Origin of the sequence: Streptococcus mitis SK575 (assembly GCF_000257865.1) — a bacterium.
In the GTDB taxonomy this organism is placed as follows: Bacteria; Bacillota; Bacilli; order Lactobacillales; family Streptococcaceae; genus Streptococcus; species Streptococcus mitis_CQ.
On sequence record NZ_AICU01000037.1, the window covers coordinates 1 to 26,789 of the forward strand.

A 26,789-nucleotide genomic window follows, 5' to 3' on the forward strand; every position below is an offset into this window, starting at 1 on the left:
AGCCCTGTTTACCATTCCAATAAGCTTGAGCAGCAGCTAATTCTCCTGCTGACAAATCACTCTTAGGAATATAGTGGAAATGATTGCCGTGCGGTACAACAAAAGCGTCTCCTGTATCTTCAATCACATCTGTCGGACTAAAGACATACCCATCATCTGTTGTATAGGCTCCTCCAGTTCCTCGATTTGGTGCCGGCGTATTGAGATTAAAGTTTGGTTTAATCGGTGAACTTGGTGTTGAACTTAGTTTCTCAGAACTGCTTGGTTTCGTATTGTCAGAATGACTTTGAACTGGCTGACCTCCAATTGGTAGATTTCGAGCCAATTTTTCTTCCAAAGCAGACATTTGCGAATAAGGAATGAAATGGAAATGGTCCCCGTGAGGCACTGCCACACCATTGGCAGTACGTTTTGTAATCTGTGCTGGGTCAAATACCAAGCCATCAGACTCCACATGACGTTGGCTAAGTGGCAAAGCGTACAATTCTTGAAGGAGACTAGCTAAATCCTCATTTGAGCTCTCCGGAGCTTTGGCAGAATCTTGAGGTGTCTCAGATTGACTCATTCTAACGCTAGATCTTGTTTCAGCTCTACTTGAACGATATTCAACCGTACTTAATTGACCGCCTTTTCCAGATAAGAAGGCTTGGGCAGCGGCTAATTCACTGGCAGACAAATCACTCTTAGGAATATAGTGGAAGTGATTGCCATGAGGAACGATATAAGCATCACCCGTATCTTCGATGATATCAGATGCATTAAAGATATACCCATCATCCGTTGTATAACGTCCTTGGGCTCTGGCAGCAACTACCGCCTGATCGTTAGAACCGCCTCCATGATTATGACTATGTTCCTGCTTCTGACGTTTAATCTCTTCTTTTGTCCGAATATTGTCCGCATGAGCCGCATCTTTAAGGTAAACATAGTATTTCCCGTCTACCTTAATCACATAACCACCCTTGATTTCATTGACAATGTCTGCATCCTTCAACTGATAATTCGGATCTTTCATGAGGAGTTCTTCACTGATGATGGCATCATAAGGAACCTTGCCATTATAGTAATGATAATGGTCTCCATGAGAGGTCACATAACCTTGATCCGTAATCTTGATAACAATTTGTTCAGCGTTGATTCCCTCTCTCTTACTGACTTCATCTGGTGTCAAGTTCTCTGCCTTTTGACCAGCCTGATCACCGTCTATATAAGCAACTCGATTAGAATCTTTCTTAACTTGACCAGCTTGGTAACGACCAAGTTCATAGGAACAAACACTTAGGGCAAGAACTGCCACTGAACCCGCCACATATTTTTTATTGATTTTCATTCTTTCCTCACTTTAATTCTTCTGCTAGAACACTCATATTTTCTTCCAGGTTTTCTAAATAAGTCTTGTCATTTTGTGGGTCTGCCTCTAAAGGATTCAGAGTTTTAAGACCCACACCTGTTGATTTGACAAGAGTTTCAGCTACTTTTGAAGAAGCATTACTTTCTGTAAAAATCGTTTTAACCTTATAGGTTTTAACAAATTCCTGAATTTCTGTTAGTTGTCTTGGACTTGGTTCTTGTTCAGGAGAGATACCTGCAATACCAAGTTGATTAAGTCCAAATCGCTTCGCTAGATAAGAAAAGGCTGTATGTTGTGTTACAAATGTTTTCTGAGTCGCTTTTTCAAATTTAGGTTGGAATTTCTTAGTTAGTTCTTGAGCTTTTTTGATAAAGGCTTGCGCATTTTTTTGATAAGTTTCTTTATGTTCACTATCCACCTCTGAAAGTTTATCAGCGATAATTTGCGCTTCTTCGCCAGCTTTTTCAGGATCTAGCCAAGTATGAGGATCATAGAGCGTTTTTTCATCAACTCCATCCCCTGCTTCCACATCCTCTAGACCAGGGACACGATCTAAAGTCATTCCTTCTGAAGCCTCTAAAACCTTAACTTTGGATTTTTTAAGATTGGGATCCAGACTTCCTGCCCAAGATTCGAGCGTATGCGAATGGTAGACAAATACATCTGCATCATAGATGGCTGCGATATCATTTGCTGAAGGTTCAAAGGAGTGAATCCCACTACTTGACTGAATCATTCGAACATCATTCAAGTCACCAGATACTTCCTTGACCATAGCATAGATAGGATAAAAACTAGTTACAATTTTCATCCCTTTACCTGACTGGCTTTCCTTTTGACCACAAGCACCTAAACACAAAAGAAAGATACTTAACAATACTAAAAATAAACTTTGTTTCTTCATGGATAACCCCTTAACTATTTAATTAACTGGTAAACATTCTACTCCTAAAAATTTAATCTGTCAAGCTATTTTAAGAAAAAAATTGAAATTTCTTTCACATATAAAAATCTGCTGAGTTTCAATAACTCAACAGATTCTCACTTTATATAGTCAATGAAAATCAAAGAGCAAATTAGGAAGCTAGCCGCAGGTTGCTCAAAGCACTGCTTTGAGGTTGTAGATGAAACTGACGAAGTCAGCTCAAAACACTGTTTTGAGGTTGTGGATGAAGCTGACGTGGTTTGAAGAGATTTTCGAAGAGTATTATTCTTCTATGGTAGAATGCTTATAGCCATAAGTGAAGTAAATAATACTTCCTACTAACAATGCAACTAGGAAAGCAATCCAAGTTTCCATATTATACTGCAACATAAAGGATAAACAAATGATGATTGATAAAATTGGTAATAAGGGTACCAATGGTGTTTTAAATTCTCCAGCTTTGGGCATTCCTTTTTCTTTCCGTAAGCGAATCAAACCATAAGCCAGCATGATCAAGTAGGCCAAGGTACAAATGTTTAAGAAGGCTGCGATACTGGCTAGTGGGAATATTCCTGCAGCTACTGCTGAAGCTAGACCTGTCAAGATAGTAGCATTCTTTGGTACCTTGCTAGTCTTCGTTAGTTCTTTAAAGGAGGCAGGCATTAAGCCGTCACGCGCTAAACTGTAAATCATACGCGATAGGGCATAGGTCATCGAAATACAAACTGTAATCAAGGTCAAGATAGCCACCAATGACACATAGTTAGCTGCCCAACTAATCCCAACGCTACGAAGAGCATAGGCAACAGCATCATCTACATTTAGATGACTATAGTGAACCACACCAGTCAAGACAAGGGTCACCAAGGCATAGAGAATGGTTACAATAGAAAGCGATAAGACAATCCCTCTAGGAATATTTTTTTGAGGATTCTTGACCTCATCTACAGCCATAGAGATGGATTCAAATCCCAAAAATCCAAAGAACATTAAGGACGCACCAGCCATAATACCAGTACTAGCTCCATAGATTTGTCCAAAACCATAAGGAGCAAAGTTGCTCCAATTATCAAGCTTGATATGCCAAATTCCCACCAAAATAAAGAGAGCTAAAGCGGAAAATTTCAAAATTACTAGAATAGAATTAAAGCGTAAGGCAGCCTTGGCATTAAGTAAAACAAGCGAGGTAACTAAAACTAAGACAAGAATAGGTAATAAATCAACAAATGTCCCTGCTTGAGGATTGAAGGTGCCATTTAAAGCCTGAGGAAGGACTATCCCATATTGAGAAAGCAAGCCTTTAAAATAAGCTGCCCAACCCGAAGCCACACCAGATATGGCTGTCATGAATTCCATCATGGTTAACCAGCCAGCCAACCAGGCTGGGAATTCTCCTAAAATAGCATAGAGATAACTGTAGGCACCACCTGTAGCGGGTACTCGCGAAGCAAATTCTGCAAAAAAGAGGGCTGATAATCCCACACACAAGGCAGAAATAACGATTGAAATCACTAGGGCTGGACCTGCTAGAGTTGCGGCTGCAGTGCCTGTAATTGTAAAGACGCCTGTCCCTACCATGGCTCCGATTCCCAGCAAAATCAAATCCCATAACTTCAAATGCCTATGCATCTCCGTTTTATCTAAACTAACATTCTTTGTTCTAAATATATTCATCTTTGACTCCAAAATAAAATGATGATTCTATTTTACCATAAATATAGGAGATTTGTGAATATTTATAAAACATTTTTCTGAAAAAATCTGACTACCTTTTTGTAATAGCTTATACTCAATGAAAATCAAAGAGCAAACTAGAAAACTAGCCACAGGCTGTACTTGAGTACGGCAAGGCGACGTTGACGTGGTTTGAATTTGATTTTCGAAGAGTATTAAGAACCAAAACTCTTGAAGAAGTTGACAATGGCTTGCCAGAGGGCGCTTAAGAAATTACCCCCGTCCTCTAGCGCCTTATCCGCATCAAAGTTAAGATTGATATTTTTAAAACTGTCGCCAGCTTGTGAAACAATACTTTGTTTCAGGTCATTTAGGGTTTTAGTGAAGTCTGCATTGCTGAGGATATCACTCTTTGAGAGGTTCAATGCAAAATTGATGATGATATTGATCTGGTTTCCTGTTATAACCTGATCAAGTTTATAATTTTTTAAAGTATCTTCAACAATTTTACGGACATCTTCTTCTGTCAGATTTCCCTTGCTTTCTTTAGCTTTGGCCAGTCCTGACTTGATATCAGCTAGGGCAACGTTTAATTTATTAGCATCATAGCCTGACTTGTCCTTGTTTTCAGCATTGATATCTGACAAAGCCTTCAACTCTTCTTGAGCCAAGTCTTTATTGGCTTGCGGCACCTTGGCTCCATTAGCTTCTAGCGAATAGTAGATCCCTGCTAAAGCACTCTCACCTGTAACTGGAATAGGTGCTGCTACAGTGATTTTGGCGTGTTCCACACCCAAAGTTACGGCCGCATTGCGGTACATATCCTGCGTCACCTTAGTAATGTTTTCTGGTGTTTCAATCTTGACCTCAAGTGGTGATTTGTCACCTAGCTTTTGAATCTTGGCTGATGAATACAATTGTAAGCTAGAATCATTGGCAACATTCATAATCTTAGAATAGACATCAGGTGTCATGGTCTTGAGTTCTTTGGTGTCTGTTGAGGCATTGTAGCCCAGTTTTTTAAGGGTTTGATTTTTTTGGTCTTCAGACAATGATGAACCTAGGACATATTCAGGTTGAACATAGGTTTCATCGATGACTTTTTGAACATCTGTTGCTGCATGGACACTATTCATAGCTGTTACTGCCCACAAGACCGCAGCACTAGTCAGAAAGAGTTTCTTTCTCATAGGGAATTTCCTCCTTTACCTTTCTAGAGTAATATATCTATCTTAAAGAAAACTTATAAAAAAACACCTGGGCTAGCCAGATGTCGAAAAGAGAGTGAAACATTTGATGATGTAAAGGTTGAGTTGCACCTGTCTAGAATAGTAATAGTTTCCTCCATTTACATAGAGTTCGGCACCGTGAAAAATGGAAATAGGGTGAATATAACTATAAGTCTTTCCAGTGGTATTGCCAAGCAAGGGGGCAACAGTCTCACGAGAGTACTGTTTGGCCAGAGCCAAGGTATTTTCCTTGCCATTTTGGGCGATAAAATCGATATAGGCAGGTCCAAAATTATAGGCTTGAACAGCTGTCCAGACATCAACACCCTTCTTCTGGGCCAGATAGAGATTGTCTGTCAGAGTTTGAACGCCTTGCCGAATGCTAGAGGCATTATCATTGATGGTGTTGGTGGAACCACTTGCAGACTCACTAGACTGCATAACATCGCCTTCTTTTCCTTTTGTTTCAGTATAAATCATAGCGAGCACAAGCTCTTCGTTTGCTGGAGTGTCTTTTTCACTCAAAATTTCTCGCACCATGGGTTGATAGGTCATGACTTGCTTAACATCTTGGTGAACTCGATAAGCTTTATATCCAGCAAAAAGGAAGACTGCTAGTACAAGCACTCTTCGAATTCGTTTAAACATTATTTACTTTGGATATCCTCGATATTTTTGATTAAGATAGAGTAAGTTCCATTGTCATTTTGGATAAACTCAACAGACTCGGCGTCTTGATAGACGTTATTGGGAACGATGAGCTCAATTCCATTTGATAAGGAGAGTTTTTGGTTTTCAAATTTTTTAAGCTGGCGACTGGCATCAATTTCATCAAATTGAACTGGTTCTGGTACAGCTTCCTTGACTTGGTCAATAAAGCTCAAACGAGCCGTCAGATTATTGTCAAAAAGGTCATTGGCCAATTTTTCAGGTGATAATTCATTGCTTTCTTCTAGGTTGTTGAAAATCGCTGATTTGACCTTGGATTGAAATTGAAAATCATCTGTGTTAAAAGTCTCAGCAATTCTTTGGGCTGTTTTTTCCAATTCCTTGATAGATTTCTTAGGAGAAATCTTAGGAGCGACAGCAAGAAGATTTTCTGAAAAATAGTTCAAGAAAGCCCCGTTGTACTTGATTCGTTTTTCAATCAGATGGTACTTGCGGCTTTGAAGATTAACCACCAAGGCCTCATCAGCCCCTGTTCCAAATCCAGGCAAGTTATTCTGAGTCAGCTTGATTGGATTATCAACTTCTCCACCGAGGTGGGTCAAGGTCTCACGCAGAGCAATTCGCAAGAAAGCGAAATGTTCCACGCCTTCTTTAGAAAATTGCACAAAAATCAAGTCATTTGTCTTGAAGTTTTCAGAAATACTGAACTCTTCTTTCCAGAGATTAGCCAGTGTTACTGATGTCTCCAACAAATCGTCTGTGATATGATTGAAGAAGGGATTTTCTTCTTCGAAAATCCCAGTCTTGGCTTCATCTGAATACACACGTTCAATTTTTCTACGCAGGTATTCTTCGATTTTTGGAGTAATATTGAGAAACTTATCCGCTAGGAACAGCTCGGTGTCATCCGGACTGAACTGGTGAATAATGGCTTTCTTAATATAAATGTCCATAAAAGTTTTAGTCCTCGTATAATGGGAAGGCATCTGTCAATTCTTTGACTGCACTTCTCACTTCTTCTAAGACAGCATCATTTTCTGCATTCTTAAAGGTTTTAATGATGAGTTCAGCCACTTTGCGACTTTCTTCTTCACCAAATCCACGCGCAGTAATGGCTGCAGATCCGATACGAATACCACTTGTCTTGAATGGTGACAAGGTTTCGTAAGGAATTGAGTTTTTATTTAGGGTAATATTGACTTCATCCAGCAAGTTTTGAGCAACTTTTCCATTTTCTACAACTTTAGTCACATCCACTAGGAAGAGATGGTTTTCAGTTCCGCCAGAAATGATACGGAAATCAGGATCTTGCAAAAAGACATCTGCCATAGCCTTGCTGTTTTTGATAACATTAGCAGCATATTCCTTGAAGGCTGGATCCAAAACTTCTTTGAAGGAAACAGCTTTAGCCGCCACAACGTGCTCCAAAGGCCCCCCCTGAATACCAGGGAAAATAGCTGAGTTGATTTTCTTAGCTAAGTCTTCATCATTGGTCAAAATCAAACCACCACGAGGGCCACGAAGGGTTTTGTGGGTTGTGGTTGTCGTGATATGAGCGTATGGTACGGGGCTTGGATGTAGACCAGCAGCAACCAAACCAGCGATATGAGCCATATCTACCATAAGTTTAGCCCCAACAGTGTCCGCAATTTCACGGAATTTTGAAAAGTCGATAATTTGAGAATAGGCTGAAGCACCTGCTACGATCAATTTTGGTTTTACTTCTTGGGCTTGTTTCAAGATAGCATCAAAGTCCAAGAGTTCCGTTTCAGGGTCAACACTGTAAGAAACAAAGTTGTAGGTTTGACCTGAGAAGCTAACTGGAGCTCCGTGGGTCAAGTGTCCACCTGCTGCCAAATCCATCCCCATAACGGTATCACCTGGCTCAATTAAGGCCATGTAAGACGCACAGTTGGCTTGGCTTCCTGAGTGAGGTTGGACATTAGCGAATTTAGCGCCGAAAATTTCTTTTGCACGTTCAATAGCTAGACTTTCTACCACGTCTACCACATCAGTTCCACCATAGTAACGGCGTCCTGGGTAACCTTCGGCGTATTTATTCGTCAAGATAGACCCTTGAGCTGCCATAACAGCCTTGGAAACTACGTTTTCCGAAGCAATCAACTCAATGTTGTTTTGTTGTCGTTCTTCTTCTTTGGCAATAGCATTCCAGAGATCAGCATCATATGCTTTAAAATCATCTTTGTCAAAAATCATAGGTCTTCTCCTTTATTGTGTGACTAGTCCATTAGTTTAATTTTCTTATTAGAAAATCAAACTAAAAGATGCGAATAAACCGTTTCTGCATTTTATCACAAGTATAACCAATTTTTTCATAAAATGCATGAGCACCCAGACGATGATCAGCAGAGTTTAAGCGGATAAACCCATAACCACGTCTTTTTGCTTCTTGATCCAACCCTTGTAATAAGCTTTTACCAATACCTTGACCTTGCGCTTGAGGTGAAACTGCTAAAGCTAAAATATTAAATCCTGCTTTAGAATAAAGTGATTCATAGACTTCAGCGTGGACATATCCAAGTAAGCCATGACTAGCTACATCCTCATAGCCAAGTAGGAAATGATGGGAATCCTGAGACAGTCTAGCTAGTTGACTAGACGTGTCCTCTATACTAAAAGAATAGCCCAAAGCCTCTTGGTTAATTTCACAAATGGCTTTCACATCAGTTTCTCTTAAATCTCTTAGCATCTCATTCCTCCTCAAAAGAAATCTCTGGCAACCGAGCAAGAATATCTTCTCGCTTAATGGCCCCTTGGCGTAAGATTTTCACCTTGTCTCCAGACAAGTCCAAAATAGTCGAATCTTGTCCAGTTAGAAAAGCATCGTCTTCCAAACCCAGAACATCTTGGTCAAAATCCTTCAGAATTTGTTCAAAGGTCACGCCACTTGCCTGACCTGAGATATTGGCAGACGGTCCAATCAAGGGCCCCGTCTCTCGAATCAAATCAAGGGTAATGGGATGACTGGGCATCCGAAATCCAACAGTCGCAAGGCCAGAATTGACCCAATAGGGAACTCGGTCATTGGCTTCAAGGATAATGGTCAAGGGACCTGGTAAAAAGGTCTCTACAAGTTTTTGAAGATAAGCTGGCTGATTCTTTGAAAAGTGCAAGATAGCCTCTAGAGAGGCAATATTGAGATTGAGTGCCTTGTCTCTGGGACGACGTTTAATCTGGTATACATGATTAACTGCTTTTTCGTCTAGAGCCTTGGCAAAAAGACCGTAAACCGTCTCTGTAGGCAGAACGACAGCTCCACCATTTTCCAACTCTTGTCTAATCCTGTCCATCATCAATCACGACCATCCTATCTTGACCAAATTGGTCCTTGAGTGTTCGAACTCGCTGTTCAGGAAGATGTTTCCTAAAAAGTTCAGGAACACTTTGACCTTGCTTGTATCCAATTTCAAGGTAAATCTTACCACCATCTTTGAGATAGTCTTTTGCATCTTCCGCAATTCTACGGTAAATAGCTAGGCCATCCTCGTCTGCAAAGAGAGCTAGATGAGGCTCCGAATGCAAGACATTCAAGCCGACCTCTGACTCATCTTCACGAGAGATATAGGGTGGATTGGAAACAATTATATCATATTTTTCAGAAATTTCTGTAAAACAGTCAGATTTTTTTAAAAATATTTGAAGATTTTGATTTTTAGCATTTTCGCTAGCTAAATCTAAAGCCTCTTGAGAAATATCTGCTGCTGTCACTGACCAGTCTGGTCTATTTTTTGCTAGAGCGAGAGCAATAGCTCCACTACCTGTTCCAATATCCAGAACTGAAAGATTCGTCTCAGGATTTTCAGCTAGAATAAGCTCCACCAACTCCTCTGTTTCTGGACGAGGGATCAATACTCGCTCATCAACTTTTAACTGCATTCCATAAAAATCTACCTGTCCAATGATGTACTGTGCCGGTTTATGAGCTGCTAACTGTTGGAAAATTCCTTTTACAAATACTTCTTCCTCTTCCGTCACTTCCTGCTGGAGGGCAAAAACAAAGTCCGTAAAAGATAGATTTTTCAGGCTACGATAGACAAAAGAGAGGCTTTCTGCTTCCTCTCCTTGTCTTATCAACTCTTCTTCAAAATCTGAAAATAATTGAGCTAATTTCATTATTTATTTGTTTAATTCTTCTAATTTTTGTGTTTGGTCATAAAGCACCAAGGCATCCACAACCTCATCCAATTTACCAGATAAAATCGTATCTAGTTTTTGGAGGGTCAATCCAATACGGTGGTCTGTGACACGGTTTTGTGGGAAGTTATAAGTACGAATCCGTTCTGAACGGTCACCAGTACCGATTGTCGACTTACGCTCAGCGTCTTGTTCATCTTGTGCAATCTGAGCAAAGTGGTCAGCAACACGCGCACGGATGATTTTCATGGCCTTCTCACGATTTTTCTGCTGGGTACGTTCTTCCTGCATCTCAACCTTGATATTGGTTGGCAAGTGAACGATACGAACGGCAGTCGCAACCTTATTGACGTTCTGTCCACCAGCACCTGATGCGTGGTAGATGTCAACACGAAGGTCTTTTGGATCAATATCGTATTCAACCTCTTCAACTTCAGGCATAACAAGAACTGTCGCTGTTGAAGTATGAACACGGCCTTGGCTTTCTGTCACAGGAACACGTTGCACACGGTGGGCACCTGATTCGTACTTGAGTTTAGAGTAAACAGATTGACCCGAAACCATAGCAACCACTTCTTTGAAACCACCGACACCATTCATAGAGGCCTCCATGACTTCAAAGCGCCAGCCTTGGGCTTCCGCATACTTTTGATACATAGTTAGAAGGTCTCCAGCGAAAAGTGCCGCTTCGTCTCCACCAGCTGCTCCACGGATTTCAAGGATGATATTCTTGTCATCGTTTGGATCCTTTGGAAGGAGCAAGATTTTCAGTTTTTCTTCGTATTCTTCTTTTTCAGCCTTGGCATCTTTGAGCTCTTGCTTAGCCATTTCTTCCAAGTCCGCGTCTTCACCTGATTCCTTAATCATCTCTTCAGCATCAACGATGTTTTGAAGGACTTGTTTGTACTCACGGTAGGCTGTTACTGTGTCACGAGTTGAAGCCTCTTCTTTTGAAAGCTCCATAAAACGTTTGGTGTCTGAAACGACATCCGGGTCACTGAGCAATTCTCCTAATTCTTCATAACGGTCTTCTACAGCTTGTAGTTGATCATAGATGTTCATTTTTCTTCATTCTCCTTATTGATTTCAGGGGCAAAATAATGTTTACGGCAAACTGAGACATAGGTTTCATTACCACCAATCTGGATCTGTTCTCCATCGTAAACGGGCAGTCCATCCTGTGTTCGCAAGACCATAGTCGCCTTTTTCTTGCAATACTGGCAAATTGTCTTGATTTCGTCAATTTTATCTGCTAAAAGCAAGAGATATTTGGAACCTTCGAACAATTCATTGCGAAAGTCATTTTTCAAACCAAAAGCCATGACAGGTATGTCTAACTCGTCAACAACACGAGCCAGGTCGTAAACATGGTGACGCTTGAGAAACTGGGCTTCATCAACCAACACACAGTAAGGTTTTTCTGATAGGTCTCGGATATAGCCGAAGATATCAGTTGTTTCCTCAATCGCAATGGCAGGACGTTTCATGCCAATTCGACTCGACACATAGCCAACACCGTCACGCGTATCCAGAGCCGAGGTCATAATCACAACACCTTTTCCTTGCTCCTCATAGTTATAGGCCACCTTGAGAATCTCAATCGTTTTACCAGAGTTCATGGTCCCATAACGATAATACAACTGTGCCATGTTTCTTGCTTCACGTCCATTTCTAAATTTTTGCTACATTCTAGTATATCATAATTTTCTTAAGCTTTAAACGGCAAAATGTGGTAAAATAGAAGAAATCAAAACTAGTGGAGGAAGCTATTATGCCATTTGTACGCATCGATTTATTTGAAGGACGCACGCTCGAGCAAAAGAAAGCTCTTGCTAAGGAAGTAACGGAAGCTGTTGTCCGTAACACTGGAGCACCTCAATCTGCTGTCCATGTCATCATCAACGACATGCCAGAAGGAACTTACTTCCCTCAAGGTGAAATGCGCACCAAATAAGCTAGCTTAAGCAGAATTGCTTAGGCTTTTTCAATCTCCAAGTAGCATCCATTGAAGAAATAGTTCAAATTTGTTACAATTTGAAAAGAGACTTGGAAAAATTTCCAAGAAAAGAGCTATTAATTAAAGGAAATATTATGATTACACGTGAATTTGATACCATCGTTGCTATCTCTACTCCACTAGGTGAAGGGGCTATTGGTATTGTCCGCCTGAGCGGAACAGAAAGTTTTGCTATTGCGCAAAAGATTTTTAAAGGAAAAGTCCTGAACAAGGTTGCCAGCCACACTCTCAACTACGGTCACATTATTGATCCTCTAACTGGTAAAGTCATGGACGAGGTTATGGTTGGAGCTATGAAGTCTCCAAAAACCTTCACTCGTGAGGATATTATCGAGATTAACACCCACGGTGGGATTGCGGTGACCAATGAGATTCTCCAGCTAGCTATCCGTGAAGGAGCTCGGTTGGCAGAACCTGGTGAATTTACCAAACGTGCCTTCCTAAATGGACGTGTGGACTTGACTCAGGCTGAGGCGGTCATGGATATCATCCGCGCCAAGACTGACAAGGCCATGAACATTGCGGTCAAACAACTAGATGGTTCCCTTTCTGACCTTATCAATAATACACGTCAAGAAATCCTCAACACACTTGCCCAAGTTGAGGTCAATATCGACTATCCTGAGTATGACGATGTTGAGGAAGCGACTACTGCTGTTGTCCGAGAGAAGACTATGGAGTTTGAGCAATTGCTAACTAATCTCCTTAAGACAGCTCGTCGCGGCAAAATCCTTCGTGAAGGAATTTCAACAGCTATTATTGGACGTCCAAACGTTGGGAAATCAAGCCTTCTCAACAACCTCTTGCGTGAGGACAAGGCTATCGTCACAGATATTGCTGGTACGACACGTGATGTCATTGAAGAATACGTCAACATCAACGGTGTTCCTCTCAAATTGATTGATACAGCTGGTATTCGTGAAACAGATGACATTGTGGAACAAATAGGTGTTGAGCGTTCGAAAAAAGCCCTCAAGGAAGCTGACTTAGTTCTACTGGTGCTAAATGCCAGTGAACCGCTGACAGCGCAAGACAGACAACTTCTTGAGATTAGCCAAGATACAAACCGTATTATTCTTCTTAATAAAACCGACCTGCCTGAAGCGATTGAAACTTCGGAACTACCTGAAGACGTTATTCGTATTTCAGTCCTTAAAAACCAAAATATTGATAAGATTGAAGAGAGAATCAACAACCTCTTCTTTGAAAATGCTGGTTTGGTTGAGCAAGATGCAACCTACTTGTCAAATGCCCGTCACATTTCCTTGATTGAGAAGGCTGTTGAAAGCCTACAAGCTGTTAATGAAGGTCTGGAACTGGGGATGCCTGTTGATTTGCTTCAAGTTGATTTGACTCGTACTTGGGAAATCCTCGGAGAAATCACTGGAGATGCTGCTCCTGATGAACTCATTACCCAACTCTTTAGCCAATTCTGTTTAGGAAAATAAGAAAAATCCATGATCGTTCTTGCGGTCATGGATTTTATTGTCTTATTAGTAATCTGGTCTTAAGACACCTGTTACAGTTGCCTTAGTTGCTTCGTAGTCGCCATCTACAACAACCTTGATAATGCGTTTAGCATCTTCTTCTGGTGCTGGAACAAGAGGTAATCGAGTTGGACCAGCTTCAAATCCCATATAGTTGAGAACCGCCTTAACAGGAGCAGGACTTGGATAAGAGAAGAGGGCATTGACTTTAGGAATGAATTTACGCTGAATTGCTGCAGCTTTCTTCATATCACTTTCCGCAATGGCAGTAAACATCTCGTGCATTTCATCCCCATTTGTATGAGAGGCAACAGAAATAACCCCGTCAGCACCAAGGTTCATGGCATGGAAAGCATCTCCATCCTCACCTGTATAAATCAAGAATTCTTCAGGCTTGTGCTCAATCAAGTAAGCCATATTGGCCAAGCTAGTACATTCTTTGACACCAATGATATTTGGATGGTCAGCCAAACGAAGCATGGTTTCTGGAGTCAATTCGACAACCACACGCCCTGGAATGTTATAGATAATAATTGGTAGGTCAGAAGCATCTGCAATCGCTTTAAAGTGTTGGTACATCCCTTCTTGAGAAGGTTTGTTGTAGTAAGGAACAATAGCAAGCCCAGCAGCAAAACCGCCAAATTCCGCGACTTCTTTGACAAACTCGATCGAGTCACGCGTATCATTGGTACCTACACCCGCAATCAAAGGAACGCGTCCATTGACAATCTTTTGTACAGCCGCAAAGAGTTCCAACTCCTCATCGTGGGTTAAAGTTGGACTCTCAGCAGTCGTTCCAGCTAAAAGAATGCCGTCTGTATGATGGGCCAATAAATGCTCAATCAAGGCTGGAATGGCATCAAAGTTAATGGAACCATCCTCGTGGAAGGGGGTAATGAAGGCCGTGATGATTTTACACTCTTTTAAATCTTGATAAGACATGAAAACACCTCTCTATTTCAAAGAAGGAGTTCATCTGAACTCCTAAACGATATGACTATTTTAATTCAAATTTCAATTCAGCTGTTGGACGAACCAATCCACGTTCGTGAAGAGTTTCTGCAATCTGAACTGAATTCCAAGCAGCACCTTTGAGAAGGTTATCTGAAACAACCCACATATGGATTCCTTTTTCAGCATCCAAGTCTTTACGGATACGACCAACAAAGGTATCACGTGAACCCACTGCATTGATAGCTTGCGGATAGATTTGATGAGCTACATCATCTTCAAGAACAGCACCTGGGAAAGCTGCGATAGCTGCTTTGACTTCTTCGATTGGAGCCACTTCTTTTGTTTCGATGTAAACAGACTCAGAGTGAGCTGACAAGACTGGAATACGCACACATGTTGCAGATACTGCAATGCTATCATCTTCCATAATTTTCTTAGTTTCCTTAGTCATCTTCATCTCTTCATAAGTGTAATCATTGTCAGTGAAGACATCGATTTGTGGAAGAGCGTTAAAGGCGATAGGATAATGTTTCTTGTCACCGCCTGAAGGTAAGATTTCCGCATGCAAATCACGTGGTTTCACACCATCATTCAACACTTCACGAAGTTCACGTTGTGTTTCAAGAATCGCTCCCATACCAGCACCTGAAACTGCTTGGTAAGTTGAAACGATGATACGATCCAAGCCCCATTTTTGACGGACAGGTTCAAGCGCCACCATCATTTGGATTGTTGAACAGTTAGGGCAAGCAATAATCCCGTTGTGGGCATCAAGTGCGTGAGCATTGACCTCTGGAACAACCAAAGGAACGTCTGGATTTTGACGGAAGTAAGATGTATTATCTACTACTACCGCTCCAGCTTTAACTGCGTATGGTGCATACTTAGCTGATGTAGAACCACCTGCTGAAAAGAGAGCAATATCAACTCCTTCAAAAGCTGTTTCAGTCGTTTCTTCAATCGTAATATCTTGATCTTTAAATTTCAAAGTCTTGCCTGCTGAACGTGCAGAAGCAAGTAAACGAATTTTATCGATTGGAAGTGTTGATTCTTCCAACATTTTTATCATCTGAGCTCCGACAGCACCTGTCGCGCCGACTACAGCAACTGTATATCCCATAAATAACCTCTTTCGGAATTTTCTAAAAATTTCTATAATAGATGTATTATACTACTTTTTCCATGAATTGCAAAGCTTTTTCATCATTTTTTGGAAAATAAAAATCCCCAGTCGCTAGACCAGGGACTAAGAGGCATCTTCATGTGATGAGCAGGTTCACACAACTCATCAAGGTCCGCTCCTGCGTTATGACCTCCTTATGCTCAATAGTAGTCCGAAGACTACCTATCGACTCATCGCATCTTCTATTCTACTAAAGAGAATCACTTTTGTCAACAGACGAAACTCTTTATACTATCAAATTCAAACTTCGTCAGCGTCTCCTTAGCGTATATATGTTACTGACTTCGTCAGTTTCATCTACAACCTCAAAAACATGTTTTGAGCTGACTTCGTCAGTCTTATCTACAACCTCAAAGCAGTGCTTTGATCAGCCTGCAGCTAGCTTCCTAGTTTGCTCTTTGATTTTCATTGAGTATTGGTTTTATTTACATAGGTGCATAAGAAATATCTTTGAAAAATTTGGGGCAAACATAACAAAAACCCTTGTAAATCAAGGGCTTTTCTGTCTATTTAATGCTAATTGCCGGGATTGAACCGGCGACCTCATCCTTACCATGGATGCGCTCTGCCAACTGAGCTAAATCAGCTTACTTAAAAAGTATACTACAGTTAGAAAATCTTGTCAAGTTTCCTTAGAAATTTTCCATAAGAAAAAGCCAGGTAAGAGCTACCTAGCTTATCTTCTTCTATTTGCTTAAATCGATTCGGCGACCAATTTTACCAATGATAATCGCTCCAATAATTAATGAGGCAAATTCACCAATTCCTGTTGTGAACCAAGTAAGGAAAAATGGTAATTGCGCTATGATATTCAACTCTGCAGCAATAGTAAACATGGAAATTGAAAAGAGGATTGAAAAGAAGAAATGATCTTTTCGAATTAATCCATTAAAGAGGTAATCTTTGCTGTATTTTGCAAAAAGCCAAACACCTAGACTGAGGAATACTAGGGTTGATCCACCACCAACAAAGACATCTAGCAGTCCGAAGCTAAAGAAATTAGCAATCATACAACCGATGGTAACTCCGATGATGTACTTAGGATTGTAAAAAGCCATAAAGTTCATCATTTCTGAAATACGAAACTGATAAGCACCATAGCTGATGGCATTTAGAGGCGGTGTGACAGTCAAAACGACATAGATAGCAGCAACGATTGCAATATCTGCAACATCACGAATAGTTAATTTTTTCATCTTTTCTCCTTTAGCGGGTTATCCGCGTGTAATATGCTTGGTGAAAGAAGCTAAGCACCAAGGGTTGATTCAATCAACCTTACTAGTATAGCACAATAGCCTGCTTTATGCTATACTTAAACCATGAAAATTCCTATTCAAAAATTTTTTAACAATGAAATCTTAGCCTATCTCTTCTTTGGCCTTGCAACAACTCTAGTTTCGATTCTCTCACGATTAGTCATTTATCAACTAAGTCATCAGGAACTTCTTGCTACTGCCCTAGCAAATATGATTGGTATCCTATTTGCCTTTATCACAAATGATAAGCTTGTCTTTAAGCAAGCTAGGCAGAATTGGCCAAGACGTTTAGTGAAATTTTTTCTTGCCCGCCTTTCTACTTTTCTTTTAGACTTGTTTTTAACTTTTATCTTTGTAACTCAGTTTCCTAATATTATTGGTCAGTTCGTAAATGGGAATCTTGATAAAGTAAATGCAATCGAAACAGTTCTTGCACAATTATTGATAATTATCCTTAATTACATCTTTAGTAAGGTTTTTATTTTTAAAAAATAAAATTTCTGAGCATATATCTTGCAAGCTTTTCTTAATTAATATATAATGAAGAGTAAAAATTTTTGAAAGGTAAAATGAAAATGTTAAAAGATCTTAAAGCATTTTTGCTTCGTGGTAATGTTGTTGACCTTGCTGTCGGTGTGATCATTGCCTCTGCTTTTGGTGCAATCGTTACATCACTTGTTAACGATATCATCACTCCACTTATTTTGAATCCAGCCTTGGAAGCTGCGAAAGTACAAAACATCGCTGAGCTTGCTTGGAATGGTGTTACATATGGTAAATTCTTGAGTGCTGTTATCAACTTCCTAGTTATCGGTACTGTTCTCTTCTTCCTTATCAAAGGTATTGAAAAAGCTCAAAGCCTTACTAAGAAAGAAGAAGCTGCTGAGGAAGCTCCAGCTGGTCCAACTGAGTTGGAAGTACTTCAAGAAATCAAAGCCCTTCTTGAGAAAAAATAATCGATTAAAAGGATCTAGCGCAAAAGCTAAATCCTTTTTCTTTACTCTTTTGGTAACTTGCCTGCTTTCTCAAGCATTTTCTTGATCAAATAAGGCATCTTAACATTTTCACGACCTTTTTTCTCAATCAATTTTTTCACAAATTCTGGCATTTGTAAATCTTGAGATTCAGCCAAAATATTTTTCGTCTCATCTGAAGGAACTAACTCATCAAAGGTTTCTTCTTCTGGGAGAAATTTCTTAAACTCTTGATGTTCATTGGCTCTGACTGTATTGACCAAAGCATCAATCAAACGAGAATCTGTATTTGGCATTGGTGGACGATGGTAGTTTACACCAAATTCCTGACATAAGTCATAACATTCCACATCATTGTCAAACAAGACTTCAATATGCTCGCTAATGAAGCTGATAGGAACAAAAATATAATGGTCTGGATGTTCTTTCTGTTCTCTGAGATACTCCAAAACATCTGGCTTAATCCATGGAATCCCGATATCACTTTCACTCTGCCAAGTGTTAGTATATTGCTCTGAAGTCAAACCTAGTTTTTCAGCGACTAGCTTGCTATTTTCAAAAATTTGGTCGATATATGGGTCACCAAAATCCAAGGCAAAAATGGGGACACTGTGGGCTGAAAAGATGACTTTAAAGCTCTCTTGCTTTACTTCTTCTTTTAAAATCTTAGCAATTTCATCTGCCCAATAGTTTAAGAGTGCTTCTTCCTGATACCAGTCCTTAATGACCAAAAATTGAATTTGCTTGCTTTCTAAAAATTTCTCATAACCCATGACAGAGTAAAAAGAATAATGGGGCTCCAAAATCAGGCAAATACACTGTTCAATGCCGTCTGCTTCCATTTGACCAATCACATCTGGGATAAAAGGTCTAGAAAACTTATTAGCAAAATAAACACTATACTCATTCCCCAGTTTAGCTTCTACTAAGGCAACCTCTTCACGGGTAATTCTTTGCAGAGGCGTACCTCCAATAAGTACATAATTATCATAGAGTGTTTGAATCTCGTGGTCTTGAGGTCTCACTCCACGACGAATATTTGTGAAAAAATCAGCCACACCTTCAAAGGTAATCTCTTCTGGCGAACCGAATGTCATCATTAAAATTGCTTTTTTCATAACTGCTTCCTTGTGATATTTTTATCAAGTTTATTTTATCATTTATCCATTAATAAGTAAACGCCAACATAGCGAATTTCCTTAACTTCTGTCTTTTGTTTTTCTCTCTTTTCTATGATACAATGGAAAAAATGAATTCAAAAGGAGTTTTTTATGACTTATCCAAATCTCTTGGACCGCTTCTTAACCTACGTTAAGGTCAACACGCGCTCTGATGAACACTCTACTACTACTCCAAGTACGCAGAGTCAGGTAGATTTTGCTACAAATGTCCTTATTCCTGAAATGAAACGTGTTGGATTACAAAATGTTTATTATCTACCAAATGGTTTTGCTATTGGTACCTTGCCAGCCAACGATCCGTCTTTAACACGTAAGATTGGCTTTATATCTCACATGGATACTGCTGACTTTAATGCCGAAGGAGTCAATCCACAGGTAATTGAAAACTACGATGGTGGTGTGATTGAACTTGGAAATTCTGGTTTCAAACTCGATCCAGCTGACTTTAAGAGTCTTGAAAAATATCCAGGACAAACACTCATCACAACAGATGGAACAACCTTGCTAGGAGCTGATGACAAGTCAGGCATTGCTGAAATTATGACAGCTATTGAATATCTTACTGCTCACCCTGAAATTAAACACTGTGAGATTCGTGTTGGTTTTGGTCCAGATGAGGAAATCGGTGTTGGTGCTAATAAATTTGATGCAGAAGATTTTGATGTTGATTTTGCCTACACAGTTGATGGTGGGCCGCTAGGTGAGCTTCAGTACGAGACCTTTTCAGCAGCTGGAGCTGAATTGCATTTCCAAGGGCGCAATGTTCACCCTGGTACTGCCAAAGGTCAGATGGTTAATGCTCTTCAGCTGGCAATTGATTTTCATAATCAACTTCCAGAGAATGACCGACCTGAGTTAACTGATGGCTACCAAGGTTTCTATCATCTTATGGATGTGGCTGGAAGCGTTGAGGAGGCGCGTGCAAGCTACATCATTCGTGATTTTGAAAAAGAGGCCTTTGAAGCGCGTAAAGCAGCTATGCAGTCTATCACTGATAAGATGAATCAAGAACTTGGTAGCGACCGTGTCACTCTAAACTTGACAGACCAGTACTACAATATGAAAGAAGTCATTGAAAAAGATATGACTCCAATTACCATTGCCAAAGCCGTTATGGAAGATCTGGGTATCACTCCTATAATCGAACCAATCCGTGGAGGGACAGACGGCTCTAAGATTTCCTTTATGGGAATCCCAACACCTAATATCTTTGCCGGTGGCGAGAATATGCACGGACGTTTTGAATACGTTAGCCTTCAGACTATGGAACGTGCAGTTGATACCATCATTGGTATCGTAGCTTATAAAGACTAAAAATAGGCTGGGCAAAAACTCAATTTCAAGAGAAAATGAAGTAAATCTTCACACAATAAAACGCATAGTATCAAGGTTTTCAGCTCCTGATACTGTGCGTTTTTTGATTATAAATGCGAATTATTTAGTAGCACTTCTCTCTATTGATGAACTGCTTGGGCCGCTGTGATAAGGGTCAACTTGTAAACATCATCAGCATTACATCCACGAGAAAGGTCGTTAACTGGCTTGTTCAAACCTTGTAAAACAGGTCCAACAGCCGCAAAACCACCAAGACGTTCTGCCATCTTGTAGCCGATATTTCCTGCCTCGATACCTGGGAAGATGAAGACATTTGCTTGACCAGCTACCGTACTTCCAGGAGCTTTCAGAGCTGCAGTTTCTGGAACAAAGGCTGCATCAAATTGCAATTCCCCATCGATTTCAAGGTCAGGACGCAAGTCGTGAGCAATTTTAGTTGCTTCAACAACCTTATCAACACTTTCTCCAAATCCTGAACCTTTAGTAGAATAGCTTAGCATAGCAATTTTAGGCTCGATACCAAACATCTTAGCTGTGATTGCTGAGTTGATGGCAATTTCAGCCAAGGCTTCTGCATCAGGATTGATATTGATAGCACAGTCTCCAAATAGGTAACGTTCCGTACCACGAACCATGAGGAAGGCACCTGAAGTACGAGTCACATTTGGACGAGTTTTAATGATTTGTAGGGCTGGGCGAACTGTTGAAGCTGTTGAGTGAATAGCTCCAGATACCATTCCATCAACCAAGCCCAAGTAAACCAACATAACACCAAAATAGTTGACATCTTCAACCAAAACCTTGCGTGCATCTTCTTCAGACATTTTGCCCTTGCGACGCTCTACCAAGGCAGCAACCATTTCTTCAAATTGAGGATAATGTTGAGGGTCAATGACTTCATAACCATCCATGATCCCTTCAATTTCAAGATAAATTTTAATTTTTTCAGGATTTCCAAGCAAAACAGGAATCACTTCTGTTTCTTTTACCAAGCGTTTAGTCGCTTGAAGAATACGAGGCTCTTCCCCTTCAGGGAGAACGATACGAGCATTTTTACCAACCAGGTTGGCTTTGAGACTTTCAAAAACTTCCATGAGTTTTCTCCTTTTAGATAATAATTATACTCTGAAACAGTTTTTATAGAGTATTAGTTGATAACTGGGTAATAAGGTTGCTAAAATCATCCGGCAAGGGACTTTCTAACTGCAAGTCTTGCTCTAAAAATGGATGATAAAAGGATAGGTAATGGCAATGTAGGGCCTGACGTTGAATGCCATCGTCCAGACTACCACCATACAAGTCATCTCCCAACAAAGGAAAACCAATATGAGAAAAATGGACTCGGATTTGGTGGGTTCGACCAGTATGCAAGCGAATGTCGACCAAGTGAATATTTCCATAGGAAGCGACAATCTTGTAGGAAGTATGGGCGTACTTCCCACCTTTAGCCACTCTTCTAGTGATAATAGAGTCTTCATCACGCGCAATAGGAGCAATAATTTCTCCCTCTTGCTCCAAGTGTCCATCACCTTTAACCAAAGCAAAGTAACGTTTTTCAATGGACTTCTTCTGCAACTGCTTGTCTAATCGTGCATGGGCATAACCGTGCTTGGCAAAGAGCATCAAGCCAGAAGTATCTCTATCAAGCCTGGTGACAATGTGAACCTGCTGATTTTCATAATTTTGCTTGACGTAGTAACCCTTGATAAAATTGGCAATGGTATTGGAGTGATTGACACTAGGAATAGAAGCCACTCCATAGGGTTTATTCAAGACTAGAAAATGGTCATCCTCATAGAGAATATCCAGAGGGCGCTCAATAGCTTCCAGAGTTTCAAAGCCTTCCTCGGCGGGAATATCGATGATAACTCGGTCTCCAATATCCAATAGATAAGTTGCATTTTGAGGTTGGTCATTGACCAGAATAGCTCCGCCTCGAAACTTAATCTTGGCCAGAAGTCCCTTAGAAACCTCGTGCTTTTTTAAGAAGGTCTTAACCTTGACATGTTCATCTGCGATAAATTCAAACCTCATTCGTCCACCTCGCCGATAAATGCATCCTTAACACGATTCCAGAAACTGGTGTGGCTAGGTGATGCGACAAAGTGAATCTTATGATGGTCGATTTGATACTCAATACGCTCAATATTACGGAAAGAATAAACGCTATTGTCAACCGAAATGGTATGGTAATCGTTTCTCGTTGGAATGAGTTCAATCTTATCCTTCTTAGGCACAATAATGGACGAACCTAGCGTTCGATAGACGCGATTATTAAGGCTGGCAATTTCCGTCAACTGAAGAGCTTCAATGGTAGGGTGTAAAACAGCTCCACCGAGCGACTTGTTATAGGCTGTACTACCAGTCGGTGTCGAAACTGTTAGCCCATCTCCGCGAAAACGTTCAAAGGGAACACCATTGATGACAATATCTGCCACCATGGTTCGATCAGACCTGCGGATGCTGGCTTCATTGAGGGCACGAAAAATCTTGACCTCTCCATTTCCTAGAAAAACCTTCACATTTAGAACAGGGTATGATACCTTTGCCCCAGTATCTAGCTGCAAATTAGTCACTAGCTTGTCCAACTCAAAATCACGGTAGTCCGTATAGAAACCCAAATGTCCAGTGTGAACACCAATGAAGCGGACCTTGTCAAGCTGGTTTTCGTACTTATGAAAGGCCGACAAGAGCATGCCATCCCCACCAATGGAAATGACAATGTCCGGGTTGGTATCATTGAGTATAAACTGATTTCTCTTCAAACGATCTCGCAATTCATACAAAACCCTTTGACTTTGCGGTTTTCTATTAGCTATCAGATCAATTCGTTTACCTGTATTCTTCATCTGTATCGTCACTGTTTCCTACACCGTCATTTAATTTTCTACTCAAAGGATCAAAAAGAGCCTGGGCTTCCTGGATATCATCTCGAATTTTACCCATTTCTTCATCCAACTGATGAGCAATCTTGGCTGTAATTTCCAGTCGCTTCTTTATCTCCTCTGGGAAATCCCCTTGGTACTTGTAGTTGAGAGAATGTTCTATCGTTGCCCAGAAATTCATGGCCAAGGTACGAATTTGAATTTCCGCCAAAATGGTCTTGGCACCATTGATGGTGTCAACCATATATTCTACTACCACATGATAGGAACGGTAGCCTGATGCTTTTCGATGAGTAATGTAATCTCGCTCCTGTATAATTCGCATGTCCTGACGCTTGTGCAAAATTTCCACTACTTCCTTAACGTCATCTACAAACTGAACCATCACACGCAAACCAGCAATATCCTGCAAATCGTGTTCCAAGGTCGCATAAGTAATGCCACGACGAGCCATTTTTTCCTTGATACTTTCAATCGGCTTGACCCGACCCGTCACAAACTCAATCGGAGAATGCTTATTTTGCTTACGATATTGCTTACGAATACCACGAAGTTTAATCTTTAACTCACCAACAGCTTGAATGTAAGGATCTAGAAATTCTTCCCATTCTAAGGTCATATATTCTCCCTTGTTTTCATATTATCCTTCAAAAATATCTTTGATTTTTTCTCCAGATTCATATACAATAAATACAAAGCTATTATATCATATAATCCGCTTTCATAGATAAAGAAAAGGTAAGAAAAATGAAACATTTAGAAATTGAATTGAAAACATTATTGAAAAAAGATGAATATGATCGTCTAAAAGAGCAGTTCACAGACGTCACTCCTGTTCTTCAAAAAAATTACTACATAGACACGCCTGATTTTGAACTGCGAGAAAAGAAAGTTGCTATGCGCATTCGAACCTTTGAAGACTGGGCAGAATTGACACTCAAAGTCCCTCAAAGTGTTGGAAACATGGAATACAATCAAACATTGCAACTAAAAGATGCTGAATACTATCTGGCTAAGCAAGAACTTCCTCAGGGACTGGTTCTTGATGAATTGGCTCAACATGGCATCCAAACTAGTGAGTGGCAGGTACTTGGTTGTCTAACAACGCTTCGCTATGAAATGCAAACGGCTATTGGCCTCATGGCACTGGATAAGAGTCAGTACTTTGATATTACAGATTACGAATTAGAGCTTGAAGTGGAAAATCATGAGCAAGGCAAACAGGATTTCCAACAATTTTTAGAGGAAAATCAGATTTCCTACCAAAAAGCTCCCTCAAAATTGGTCCGATTTGTCAAAAGTATGAAAAATAGCTGAAATAATCTCTATTTTTTGGTAAAATAGAAAAGATAAAAATACACAATCCCTAGTTCATATATGCAAGGCGAATATTACTAGGATTTATAAAGTTTACAGAGGACGGTCTATAATGTCAGATAGAAAAAATATGAAACTTTTCGCACTCAACTCTAACCAAGAGATTGCACAGAAAATTGCACAAGCTGTTGGTGTCCCACTTGGAAAACTGTCATCACGTCAATTTTCAGACGGAGAAATCCAAGTGAATATCGAAGAAAGTGTCCGTGGTTATGATGTTTACATCATCCAATCAACAAGTTTCCCTGTTAACAACCACCTAATGGAATTGCTTATCATGGTAGACGCTTGTGTGCGTGCAAGTGCCCACAGCATCAACGTTGTCCTTCCATATTTTGGCTATGCACGTCAAGACCGTATCGCTTCGCCTCGTGAGCCACTTACAGCTAAACTGGTTGCTAATATGCTGGTTAAGGCTGGTGTTGACCGTGTCCTTACCCTTGATTTGCATGCTGTTCAGGTTCAAGGCTTCTTTGATATTCCTGTTGACAACCTCTACACAGTTCCCCTATTTGCCAAACATTACTGCGATAAGGGCCTACTTGGTTCAGATGTTGTTGTCGTCAGCCCTAAAAATTCAGGTGTCAAACGTGCTCGTAGTCTGGCTGAATATCTTGATGCTCCTATCGCCATTATCGACTACCCTCAAGACGATGCAACTCGCAACGAAGGTTATATCATCGGTGATGTTGAAGGTAAGAAAGCCATCTTGATTGACGATATTTTAAATACTGGACGTACCTTCTCTGAAGCTGCTAAAATCGTTGAACGTGAAGGAGCTACAGAAATTTATGCTGTTTCTAGTCATGGTCTCTTCGTTGAGGGAGCTGCTGAACTTCTCGACAATACTAATATTAAAGAAATTCTTGTGACTGATTCAGTAGCAACAAAAGAAAAAACTCCTAAAAACGTATGCTACATCACTGCTAGTGAGTTAATTGGTGATGCTATCGTCCGTATCCACGAAAGAAAACCAGTCAGCCCACTCTTTGCTTACAACAAAAAGAAATAAGGTGATTCTTTGATTTATTTGGACAATGCTGCAACGACTCCTATGTCAGCAGTTGCTATTTCAGCTATGACCAAGGTGATGCAAGAAACCCATGGAAACCCTTCTAGTATTCATGGTCATGGTCGTCAAGCTGGCAAACTCTTGCGAGAAGCCCGTCAGGAACTAGCTCAGTTACTAGGGACAAAACCTCAACATATCTTTTTCACTTCTGGTGGGACTGAAGGCAACAATACTGCTATCATTGGGTACTGCCTTCGTCATCAAGAACAAGGAAAACATATCATCACAACTGCCATTGAGCACCATGCCGTCCTTGAAACCATTGATTACTTGGTTCAACACTTCGGTTTTGAAGCAACCATTATCCAGCCAGAAAATCAAGAAATCACAGCCCAACAAATTCAAAAAGCTTTACGTGGCGATACGATTTTGGTTTCAACCATGTTTGCCAATAATGAGACAGGAAACCTACTGCCCATTGCTGAAATTGGCCAAATACTCAAGCAACACCCTGCTGCCTATCATGTCGATGCAGTTCAGGCAATCGGAAAAATCCCTATACACCCAGAAGAATTGGGCATTGATTTTCTCACCGCTTCTGCCCATAAATTCCATGGTCCTAAGGGAATCGGCTTTCTCTACGCATCTGGCATGGACTTTGATTCCTATCTCCATGGCGGAGACCAAGAACAGAAAAAACGTGCAGGGACTGAAAATCTAGCTGCCATAGTGGCTATGGTTGCAGCCCTAAAAGAAGACCTAGAAAAACAAGAAGAACATTTTCAACATGTACAAAATTTAGAAACTGCCTTTCTGGCAGAGCTAGAGGACATTCAATATTACTTGAATAGAGGAGAACATCATCTCCCTTATGTTCTCAATATTGGATTTCCTGGCCAGAAAAATGATCTCTTACTCCTTCGTCTAGATTTGGCTGGAATTTCAATCTCTACTGGCTCAGCCTGTACGGCAGGCATTGTTCAATCCAGCCATGTTCTTGAAGCTATGTATGGGGCAAATTCAGAACGCTTGAAGGAATCCGTTCGTATCAGTTTGTCGCCAGAAAATACTGTTGAAGACCTACAAACCCTCGCAAAAACCTTAAAAGAAATTATCGGAGGTTAG

At 40.4% G+C, this 26,789-nt stretch carries 28 protein-coding genes, 1 tRNA gene and 1 riboswitch; of the genes, 8 read left to right on the forward strand and 21 right to left on the reverse strand.

What is annotated here, in order from left to right:
* The 12 genes from HMPREF1048_RS05600 to HMPREF1048_RS05655 form a co-directional block, all read right to left on the reverse strand.
* On the reverse strand, positions 1-1,330 hold a 1,330-nt coding region (locus HMPREF1048_RS05600; protein WP_000700510.1), incomplete at its 3' end, for a pneumococcal-type histidine triad protein.
* Positions 1,331-1,337: 7 nt separating this feature from the next.
* Positions 1,338-2,255, reverse strand: coding sequence for a zinc-binding lipoprotein AdcAII (gene adcAII / locus HMPREF1048_RS05605; protein ID WP_000744913.1), 918 nt, complete (start codon positions 2,253-2,255; stop codon positions 1,338-1,340).
* 303 nt (positions 2,256-2,558) lie between these two features.
* Positions 2,559-3,950 (reverse strand): APC family permease, encoded by a 1,392-nt coding sequence (locus HMPREF1048_RS05610; protein WP_001020332.1) that lies wholly within the window; start codon positions 3,948-3,950, stop codon positions 2,559-2,561.
* A 215-nt stretch (positions 3,951-4,165) separates the two neighbouring features.
* Positions 4,166-5,140, reverse strand: a complete 975-nt coding sequence (locus tag HMPREF1048_RS05615; RefSeq protein ID WP_001227768.1) for a DUF1002 domain-containing protein — start codon at positions 5,138-5,140, stop codon at positions 4,166-4,168.
* A gap of 72 nt (positions 5,141-5,212) precedes the next feature.
* Positions 5,213-5,827: a cell wall hydrolase Pmp23 gene (gene pmp23, locus HMPREF1048_RS05620; RefSeq protein WP_000476378.1), complete on the reverse strand. Its 615-nt coding sequence runs from the start codon at positions 5,825-5,827 to the stop codon at positions 5,213-5,215.
* Positions 5,827-6,801, reverse strand: coding sequence for a nucleoid-associated protein (locus tag HMPREF1048_RS05625; protein ID WP_000356120.1), 975 nt, complete (start codon positions 6,799-6,801; stop codon positions 5,827-5,829). The genes pmp23 and HMPREF1048_RS05625 overlap by 1 nt, the downstream gene beginning before the upstream one ends.
* 7 nt (positions 6,802-6,808) lie before the next feature.
* Positions 6,809-8,065, reverse strand: coding sequence for a serine hydroxymethyltransferase (glyA, locus tag HMPREF1048_RS05630; RefSeq protein WP_000575485.1), 1,257 nt, complete (start codon positions 8,063-8,065; stop codon positions 6,809-6,811).
* 61 nt (positions 8,066-8,126) lie between these two features.
* Positions 8,127-8,558: a GNAT family N-acetyltransferase gene (locus tag HMPREF1048_RS05635; protein ID WP_000942964.1), complete on the reverse strand. Its 432-nt coding sequence runs from the start codon at positions 8,556-8,558 to the stop codon at positions 8,127-8,129.
* A gap of 1 nt (position 8,559) precedes the next feature.
* Positions 8,560-9,162 (reverse strand): L-threonylcarbamoyladenylate synthase, encoded by a 603-nt coding sequence (locus HMPREF1048_RS05640; protein ID WP_000969305.1) that lies wholly within the window; start codon positions 9,160-9,162, stop codon positions 8,560-8,562.
* Positions 9,146-9,982 (reverse strand): peptide chain release factor N(5)-glutamine methyltransferase, encoded by an 837-nt coding sequence (gene prmC, locus HMPREF1048_RS05645; RefSeq protein WP_000761872.1) that lies wholly within the window; start codon positions 9,980-9,982, stop codon positions 9,146-9,148. The genes HMPREF1048_RS05640 and prmC overlap by 17 nt, the downstream gene beginning before the upstream one ends.
* 3 nt (positions 9,983-9,985) lie before the next feature.
* Positions 9,986-11,065 carry a peptide chain release factor 1 gene (gene prfA, locus HMPREF1048_RS05650; protein WP_001028813.1) on the reverse strand — a complete coding sequence of 360 codons (1,080 nt, stop codon included), beginning with the start codon at positions 11,063-11,065 and terminating at the stop codon, positions 9,986-9,988.
* Positions 11,062-11,652: a thymidine kinase gene (locus HMPREF1048_RS05655; protein ID WP_000068133.1), complete on the reverse strand. Its 591-nt coding sequence runs from the start codon at positions 11,650-11,652 to the stop codon at positions 11,062-11,064. The genes prfA and HMPREF1048_RS05655 overlap by 4 nt, the downstream gene beginning before the upstream one ends.
* A gap of 122 nt (positions 11,653-11,774) precedes the next feature.
* Between HMPREF1048_RS05655 and HMPREF1048_RS05660 the strand changes: the two genes are divergently transcribed.
* Entirely contained in the window at positions 11,775-11,957 is a 183-nt protein-coding gene (locus tag HMPREF1048_RS05660; protein WP_001117401.1) for a 4-oxalocrotonate tautomerase, read from the forward strand.
* A gap of 137 nt (positions 11,958-12,094) precedes the next feature.
* Positions 12,095-13,468 carry a tRNA uridine-5-carboxymethylaminomethyl(34) synthesis GTPase MnmE gene (mnmE, locus tag HMPREF1048_RS05665; protein ID WP_000632775.1) on the forward strand — a complete coding sequence of 458 codons (1,374 nt, stop codon included), beginning with the start codon at positions 12,095-12,097 and terminating at the stop codon, positions 13,466-13,468.
* Positions 13,469-13,513: 45 nt separating this feature from the next.
* Here mnmE and dapA read toward each other — a convergent pair whose 3' ends face one another.
* The 4 genes from dapA to HMPREF1048_RS05685 form a co-directional block, all read right to left on the reverse strand.
* Positions 13,514-14,449 (reverse strand): 4-hydroxy-tetrahydrodipicolinate synthase, encoded by a 936-nt coding sequence (gene dapA, locus HMPREF1048_RS05670; RefSeq protein ID WP_000121606.1) that lies wholly within the window; start codon positions 14,447-14,449, stop codon positions 13,514-13,516.
* A 55-nt stretch (positions 14,450-14,504) separates the two neighbouring features.
* Positions 14,505-15,581, reverse strand: coding sequence for an aspartate-semialdehyde dehydrogenase (locus HMPREF1048_RS05675; protein ID WP_000542462.1), 1,077 nt, complete (start codon positions 15,579-15,581; stop codon positions 14,505-14,507).
* 577 nt (positions 15,582-16,158) lie between these two features.
* A tRNA-Thr gene (locus HMPREF1048_RS05680) sits at positions 16,159-16,231 on the reverse strand.
* Between the two features lie 99 nt (positions 16,232-16,330).
* A complete protein-coding gene (locus tag HMPREF1048_RS05685; protein WP_000737070.1) occupies positions 16,331-16,840 on the reverse strand; it encodes a QueT transporter family protein in 510 nt (169 codons plus the stop codon).
* Positions 16,838-16,935, reverse strand: a riboswitch (PreQ1 riboswitch). It overlaps the preceding gene by 3 nt.
* A 28-nt stretch (positions 16,936-16,963) precedes the next feature.
* Between HMPREF1048_RS05685 and HMPREF1048_RS05690 the strand changes: the two genes are divergently transcribed.
* On the forward strand, positions 16,964-17,395 hold the full coding sequence (locus HMPREF1048_RS05690) for a GtrA family protein (RefSeq protein WP_000701188.1): 432 nt from the start codon (positions 16,964-16,966) through the stop codon (positions 17,393-17,395).
* 80 nt (positions 17,396-17,475) lie between these two features.
* A complete protein-coding gene (gene mscL / locus HMPREF1048_RS05695) occupies positions 17,476-17,856 on the forward strand; it encodes a large conductance mechanosensitive channel protein MscL (RefSeq protein ID WP_025171919.1) in 381 nt (126 codons plus the stop codon).
* A 41-nt stretch (positions 17,857-17,897) separates the two neighbouring features.
* On the opposite strand, the gene hemH is transcribed toward mscL, so the two are convergent.
* The gene (hemH, locus tag HMPREF1048_RS05700; RefSeq protein ID WP_000709232.1) at positions 17,898-18,992 is read right to left on the reverse strand and encodes a ferrochelatase; all 1,095 of its coding nucleotides are present in this window, start codon (positions 18,990-18,992) and stop codon (positions 17,898-17,900) included.
* 153 nt (positions 18,993-19,145) lie between these two features.
* Here hemH and pepT point away from each other — a divergent pair, with 153 nt between their 5' ends.
* Positions 19,146-20,369: a peptidase T gene (pepT, locus tag HMPREF1048_RS05705; protein WP_000222049.1), complete on the forward strand. Its 1,224-nt coding sequence runs from the start codon at positions 19,146-19,148 to the stop codon at positions 20,367-20,369.
* A 140-nt stretch (positions 20,370-20,509) separates the two neighbouring features.
* Here pepT and pta read toward each other — a convergent pair whose 3' ends face one another.
* Genes pta through yjbM form a run of 4 tightly spaced genes read right to left on the reverse strand, consistent with a single transcriptional unit; the run spans position 20,510 to position 23,894 of the window.
* Positions 20,510-21,484: a phosphate acetyltransferase gene (gene pta / locus HMPREF1048_RS05710; protein WP_000451580.1), complete on the reverse strand. Its 975-nt coding sequence runs from the start codon at positions 21,482-21,484 to the stop codon at positions 20,510-20,512.
* A 43-nt stretch (positions 21,485-21,527) separates the two neighbouring features.
* Entirely contained in the window at positions 21,528-22,424 is an 897-nt protein-coding gene (locus HMPREF1048_RS05715) for an RluA family pseudouridine synthase (RefSeq protein WP_001209984.1), read from the reverse strand.
* Positions 22,421-23,239 (reverse strand): NAD kinase, encoded by an 819-nt coding sequence (locus HMPREF1048_RS05720; protein WP_000799054.1) that lies wholly within the window; start codon positions 23,237-23,239, stop codon positions 22,421-22,423. Before HMPREF1048_RS05720 ends, HMPREF1048_RS05715 begins: the two co-directional genes overlap by 4 nt.
* Positions 23,223-23,894, reverse strand: a complete 672-nt coding sequence (gene yjbM / locus HMPREF1048_RS05725) for a GTP diphosphokinase (protein ID WP_000171680.1) — start codon at positions 23,892-23,894, stop codon at positions 23,223-23,225. The genes HMPREF1048_RS05720 and yjbM overlap by 17 nt, the downstream gene beginning before the upstream one ends.
* Positions 23,895-24,022: 128 nt before the next feature.
* On the opposite strand from yjbM, the gene HMPREF1048_RS05730 reads away from it, so the two are divergent.
* The 3 genes from HMPREF1048_RS05730 (at position 24,023) to HMPREF1048_RS05740 (ending at position 26,789) form a co-directional block, all read left to right on the forward strand.
* Positions 24,023-24,592, forward strand: a complete 570-nt coding sequence (locus tag HMPREF1048_RS05730; RefSeq protein WP_000681276.1) for a CYTH domain-containing protein — start codon at positions 24,023-24,025, stop codon at positions 24,590-24,592.
* Positions 24,593-24,704: 112 nt separating this feature from the next.
* A complete protein-coding gene (locus HMPREF1048_RS05735) occupies positions 24,705-25,664 on the forward strand; it encodes a ribose-phosphate diphosphokinase (RefSeq protein WP_001283823.1) in 960 nt (319 codons plus the stop codon).
* 9 nt (positions 25,665-25,673) lie between these two features.
* Positions 25,674-26,789 (forward strand): cysteine desulfurase family protein, encoded by a 1,116-nt coding sequence (locus tag HMPREF1048_RS05740; RefSeq protein WP_000639650.1) that lies wholly within the window; start codon positions 25,674-25,676, stop codon positions 26,787-26,789.

Coding starts and splice junctions, on each gene's coding strand:
- adcAII (WP_000744913.1), bottom strand. CDS start 2,255: ATGAAGAAACAAAGTTTATTTTTAGTATTGTTAAGTATCTTTCTTTTG.
- HMPREF1048_RS05610 (WP_001020332.1), bottom strand. CDS start 3,950: ATGAATATATTTAGAACAAAGAATGTTAGTTTAGATAAAACGGAGATG.
- HMPREF1048_RS05615 (WP_001227768.1), bottom strand. CDS start 5,140: ATGAGAAAGAAACTCTTTCTGACTAGTGCTGCGGTCTTGTGGGCAGTA.
- pmp23 (WP_000476378.1), bottom strand. CDS start 5,827: ATGTTTAAACGAATTCGAAGAGTGCTTGTACTAGCAGTCTTCCTTTTT.
- HMPREF1048_RS05625 (WP_000356120.1), bottom strand. CDS start 6,801: ATGGACATTTATATTAAGAAAGCCATTATTCACCAGTTCAGTCCGGAT.
- glyA (WP_000575485.1), bottom strand. CDS start 8,065: ATGATTTTTGACAAAGATGATTTTAAAGCATATGATGCTGATCTCTGG.
- HMPREF1048_RS05635 (WP_000942964.1), bottom strand. CDS start 8,558: ATGCTAAGAGATTTAAGAGAAACTGATGTGAAAGCCATTTGTGAAATT.
- HMPREF1048_RS05640 (WP_000969305.1), bottom strand. CDS start 9,162: ATGATGGACAGGATTAGACAAGAGTTGGAAAATGGTGGAGCTGTCGTT.
- prmC (WP_000761872.1), bottom strand. CDS start 9,982: ATGAAATTAGCTCAATTATTTTCAGATTTTGAAGAAGAGTTGATAAGA.
- prfA (WP_001028813.1), bottom strand. CDS start 11,065: ATGAACATCTATGATCAACTACAAGCTGTAGAAGACCGTTATGAAGAA.
- HMPREF1048_RS05655 (WP_000068133.1), bottom strand. CDS start 11,652: ATGGCACAGTTGTATTATCGTTATGGGACCATGAACTCTGGTAAAACG.
- HMPREF1048_RS05660 (WP_001117401.1), top strand. CDS start 11,775: ATGCCATTTGTACGCATCGATTTATTTGAAGGACGCACGCTCGAGCAA.
- mnmE (WP_000632775.1), top strand. CDS start 12,095: ATGATTACACGTGAATTTGATACCATCGTTGCTATCTCTACTCCACTA.
- dapA (WP_000121606.1), bottom strand. CDS start 14,449: ATGTCTTATCAAGATTTAAAAGAGTGTAAAATCATCACGGCCTTCATT.
- HMPREF1048_RS05675 (WP_000542462.1), bottom strand. CDS start 15,581: ATGGGATATACAGTTGCTGTAGTCGGCGCGACAGGTGCTGTCGGAGCT.
- HMPREF1048_RS05685 (WP_000737070.1), bottom strand. CDS start 16,840: ATGAAAAAATTAACTATTCGTGATGTTGCAGATATTGCAATCGTTGCT.
- HMPREF1048_RS05690 (WP_000701188.1), top strand. CDS start 16,964: ATGAAAATTCCTATTCAAAAATTTTTTAACAATGAAATCTTAGCCTAT.
- mscL (WP_025171919.1), top strand. CDS start 17,476: ATGTTAAAAGATCTTAAAGCATTTTTGCTTCGTGGTAATGTTGTTGAC.
- hemH (WP_000709232.1), bottom strand. CDS start 18,992: ATGAAAAAAGCAATTTTAATGATGACATTCGGTTCGCCAGAAGAGATT.
- pepT (WP_000222049.1), top strand. CDS start 19,146: ATGACTTATCCAAATCTCTTGGACCGCTTCTTAACCTACGTTAAGGTC.
- pta (WP_000451580.1), bottom strand. CDS start 21,484: ATGGAAGTTTTTGAAAGTCTCAAAGCCAACCTGGTTGGTAAAAATGCT.
- HMPREF1048_RS05715 (WP_001209984.1), bottom strand. CDS start 22,424: ATGAGGTTTGAATTTATCGCAGATGAACATGTCAAGGTTAAGACCTTC.
- HMPREF1048_RS05720 (WP_000799054.1), bottom strand. CDS start 23,239: ATGAAGAATACAGGTAAACGAATTGATCTGATAGCTAATAGAAAACCG.
- yjbM (WP_000171680.1), bottom strand. CDS start 23,894: ATGACCTTAGAATGGGAAGAATTTCTAGATCCTTACATTCAAGCTGTT.
- HMPREF1048_RS05730 (WP_000681276.1), top strand. CDS start 24,023: ATGAAACATTTAGAAATTGAATTGAAAACATTATTGAAAAAAGATGAA.
- HMPREF1048_RS05735 (WP_001283823.1), top strand. CDS start 24,705: ATGTCAGATAGAAAAAATATGAAACTTTTCGCACTCAACTCTAACCAA.